Here is a 4100-nt window from a genome sequence, read left to right as displayed (position 1 = left end):
AGGAGGAGAACGTACCTTAGTGAAAGAAATCAGAGAAGCTGTCAGCGAAGCTAATAGAGATACTTCTATTGATCATTTGCACTGCTAAATTCTCAATAATGCAGGCTAAGGAATATTATGCCTAAGTATGTACATAACCGACTGTTAAGTGAGACTTTATTTTCTGATAATGAATAAGATATGCTATCTTTGTAAAGAGTGGAAGTGAATACTTATACAGATCTCAATATTAATAATAAAAACATACTGCCTATAGCATAAACTCATGGCATCAGTTATGATGTCCTGTTTTTGAGGAAGAAAATGAATAGAAGAAACGTTGTGTCTTCGTCTTGCTGTAATAAAGCGTAGGAAACTTTAAAGACTGATAACAAGATTAGCATGATGGTCTCTCCACGTATTCTTAAAGCAACGCCCCATTGCCAGTGCTGTTTCTATAGCTTGGCAATGGGGCGTTAAATACTTGATTATAATCGTTTATAGTACAAACCGATTATGACGGGATACTTGTAAAATAGCGAAAGGTCGCTCTTTTACTTCACTTCCCAGATATCATTTGTCATCAGCAACTCCTTGAAGTTATGATACTTCTTCTTTGCCGATACTTCTTCAATTTGTTCCATAACAGCGTCGTCATAAGTAGGAGCTTCCACATCGCGGATTACACCAAGTGCGATTGGGAAGTCAGGACCTTCCATCAGAGCGAGCTTCAGTTGGACGGTATTGTCCATGCAATGCGCATCGTGAACAAGAATATCCTTTTCCGTGATGCCGTTTTCACCAAGCTTCACGACTTTCAGCCCGAAACCTTCCTGCATCAGCCCGAATTCTTTGTTTGCACCGAACAACATAGGCTTCCCGTGCTCCAGATAAATGGCATTCTTGGTACGTCCGTCCTTGTTGTACACTGAGTCGTATGCATTGTCATTGAAAATAACGCAGTGTTGCAGTATCTCGCAAACCGTAGTTCCCTTGTGGTTGGCGGCGGCTTTCAGAATGTCTGCCGTACCAGGGCCGTCGGTAGCCACGCAACGTGCAAAGAAGCGGCCGCGCGCGCCGAAGCAAAGTTCAGCGGGGCAGAACGGGTCTTCGACTGTGCCGAAAGGAGAGGATTTGCTGACGAAACCGCGGGGAGACGTCGGCGAATATTGTCCTTTCGTCAAACCATAGATGCGGTTGTTCAACAACAGGATATTGATATTTACGTTACGGCGGATGGCGTGGATAAAGTGATTACCACCGATAGCCAGACCGTCGCCGTCACCCGAAACCTGCCACACGCTTAGTTCCGGATTAGCCACTTTACATCCCGTAGAAATAGCTGCGGCACGTCCGTGTATGGTCTGCATGGCATAAGTATTCATATAATAAGGAAGGCGGCTTGAACAACCGATACCTGAGATTACGGCAGTCTCCCAAGGCTTGACGCCTATTTCTGCCAATGCTTTGTGCAGTGAGTTCAGGAAGAAGTGGTCACCGCAACCCGGACACCAACGAGGTTGTCCTTTTTTGAAATCCGTAGCTGTATATGCGCTCATAAGTTCTTTAATTTTTTAGATTTAGAATTTCAGTGAAAGCGGCTACCAGTTCACTCACGATGAACGGTTGTCCTTTGACTTCATTAAACTGATAAGGTACGAAGTTGTCTACCTTCATGCGGAGGTAACCTGCGAATTGACCGAGGTTTTGTTCGGCAACTACCACCTTCTTATATTTCTTCAATACCTCAGCCGTATTCTTCGGTAGCGGGTTGATGTAAGAGAAGTGAGCCAAAGCTACTTTCTTTCCGTCCTTGTTCATCTCTTCCATAGCAGAATACAAATGTCCGTAAGTACCACCGAAGCCTACAATCAGCAGGTCGGCATCATCCGCACAGCCTTGTACTTCTACATCGGGAACGGAGATTTTGGCAACCTTCTCGGCGCGCAGGCGGCACATCAGGTCGTGGTTGTCCGGGTCGGTAGAGATAGCGCCCGTGTTGCTGTCTTTCTCCAGACCGCCGAGGATGTGGCTGTAACCTTCCTGTCCCGGAATGGCCCAGTAACGTACCTGATTCTCGGGATTGCGCTTGTATGGAGTATAGCTATCCTTCATTTCGGGAGTAACATACTGCGGTTTGATTTCGGGATATGTGTCCAAGTCGGGCAACTTCCATGCGCCGGAACCGTTGGCTACGAAAGCATCGGTCAGAAGAACTACCGGAGTCATGTGCTCCAATGCTATTTTGCAGGCGGTATAAGCTGCTTCGAAGCAGTTGGTCGGCGAAGTTGCGGCGATAACCGGCATCGGACTTTCACCGTTACGGCCGAACAAAGCCTGCAACAGGTCGGTCTGTTCCGACTTTGTAGGCAAGCCCGTAGAAGGGCCGCCGCGCTGTACGTTCAGTACCACCAGCGGAAGTTCGGTAATCACAGCCAAGTTCATAGCTTCCGATTTCAGGCAGACACCCGGTCCGGAAGTAGAAGTCACAGCAAGCGCACCCGCAAAGGAAGCGCCGACGGCTGTAGCGCAACCGGAGATTTCATCTTCGCATTGAACGGTGATAACGCCTAATGACTTATGTTTGGAGAGTTCGTGCAACACATCGGTTGCCGGAGTAATGGGGTAGGAACCCAGGAAGAGTTTCAGACCTGCCTTTTCGGCAGCGGCAATGAAGCCGTAAGCTGTTGCTTTATTGCCCATGATGTCCATATAGACACCCGGCGTTTTAACTTTACTTTCTATTTTATACGTATGCGCTACGGAAGCATGAGTGTTGTGTCCGTAGTTGTATCCGGCATGGATAACCTTGATATTAGCTTCCGCTACTTCGGGTTTCTTGCCGAACTTCTCTTTCAGCAGGTCTTCCGCAATCTTCAAGTCGCGATTAAACAGCCAGCACACCAAACCGACAGCAAACATATTGCGGCTTTTCAGCATGGCTTTGTTGTCCATACCTGTATCAGCCAAGCAATCTTTCACCATCTGCGAGATAGGAGCAGCAATCACATCCTGCTTGATACCCATTTCTTCGATGGGATTGTCGGTCTTGAAAGCGGCTTTCTGTAAGTCGGCAGCTTGAAAACAGTCTGTGTCAATGATGATGCAGGCGGTTGACTTAGCAAACTTGTACTGTGTTTTAAGCGCGGCGGCGTTCATAGCCACCAATACGTCACATTTGTCGCCCGGAGTGAAGACTTTGCCGGCGCCGATGTGCACCTGAAAGCCTGATACGCCGGTCAAAGAGCCTTGCGGGGCGCGGATGTCTGCGGGATAGTCGGGAAAAGTACTGATGTCATTTCCCACCGTAGCCGATACTGTTGAAAAGATGTTGCCGGCGAGCTGCATACCATCGCCGGAATCACCGGAGAAGCGGACTACCACTTGATCCAGTTCTTTTACCATCATGTCGTTTGCCATAACTTCGTATTATTCTTATTGATTAAATTTATAGGGTCTTTCTTTATTGTATTTTTGCGTCAATTAAGTGTTCGCAAAATACCATACTTTAAAAATACGCTGCAAATGTCGTGAAGTTAAACGACTTGGCAAAATCTTTTGGAAACAATAACCTGCATTATTCATACTTTAGCCCGCATTATTCATACTGTAAGAGTTAAAGTAGTTATCAGCCAATAAGTTGGCTTTAACTCCTTAACTCCTAATGAAGTGATACCTCCCTTAATTCCTGCAGAATAATACAGGATAAGCAGGAATGCTCGCAAAAGAAAAAATAACTTTCTTTAATTTAACCGGCACGAAATACGAAAGATTTTTGTAAGTTTGCAGCCGCAAATGGTTTGGTCCTGTAGTTCAACGGATAGAATAGAAGTTTCCTAAACTTTAGATAGGGGTTCGATTCCCCTCGGGACTACCTTTCCCAATGTATGCGGCATACATGCACATAAGTGCCAGACTAAATTAGTTTATATTATCAATGATGCTTATGACTGTTGATAACAAGCGATTTATAGTCTGTAATAATATAAACTAAGTAAATGTTCATAATTAGTTTATACTATCATTTTTTAGACGCAGATAACGCGGATGACACGAATCTCTTTTTATTTTCCGGGTAGGCTAACGTAGCGCAGCATATAAAAATCCGCGTCATCCGCGTT

At 45.6% G+C, this 4100-nt stretch carries 2 protein-coding genes and 1 tRNA gene; 1 reads left to right on the top strand and 2 read right to left on the bottom strand.

All coding sequences use genetic code 11. The annotated features are described in order from the left end of the window. Positions 1-533: 533 nt before the first annotated feature. Positions 534-1538, bottom strand: a complete 1005-nt coding sequence (locus B2Z67_RS04140) for a 2-oxoacid:ferredoxin oxidoreductase subunit beta (RefSeq protein ID WP_291528556.1) — start codon at positions 1536-1538, stop codon at positions 534-536. Positions 1539-1545: 7 nt separating this feature from the next. After that, positions 1546-3399: a 2-oxoacid:acceptor oxidoreductase subunit alpha gene (locus B2Z67_RS04135; RefSeq protein ID WP_291528555.1), complete on the bottom strand. Its 1854-nt coding sequence runs from the start codon at positions 3397-3399 to the stop codon at positions 1546-1548. 382 nt (positions 3400-3781) lie between these two features. Here B2Z67_RS04135 and B2Z67_RS04130 point away from each other — a divergent pair. Next, a tRNA-Arg gene (locus B2Z67_RS04130) sits at positions 3782-3853 on the top strand. Positions 3854-4100: the final 247 nt, after the last annotated feature.

It is taken from the genome of Bacteroides sp. UBA939, assembly GCF_002293435.1.
Lineage (GTDB): Bacteria > Bacteroidota > Bacteroidia > Bacteroidales > Bacteroidaceae > Bacteroides.
The sequence above is the reverse complement of the archived record's forward strand: the minus strand, read 5'-3'. Positions and strand labels throughout refer to the sequence as shown.

What these genes read in the sequence shown, in the direction of transcription:
- B2Z67_RS04140 (WP_291528556.1), bottom strand. Translation starts at nt 1,538, where the DNA reads ATGAGCGCATATACAGCTACGGATTTCAAAAAAGGACAACCTCGTTGG.
- B2Z67_RS04135 (WP_291528555.1), bottom strand. Translation starts at nt 3,399, where the DNA reads ATGGCAAACGACATGATGGTAAAAGAACTGGATCAAGTGGTAGTCCGC.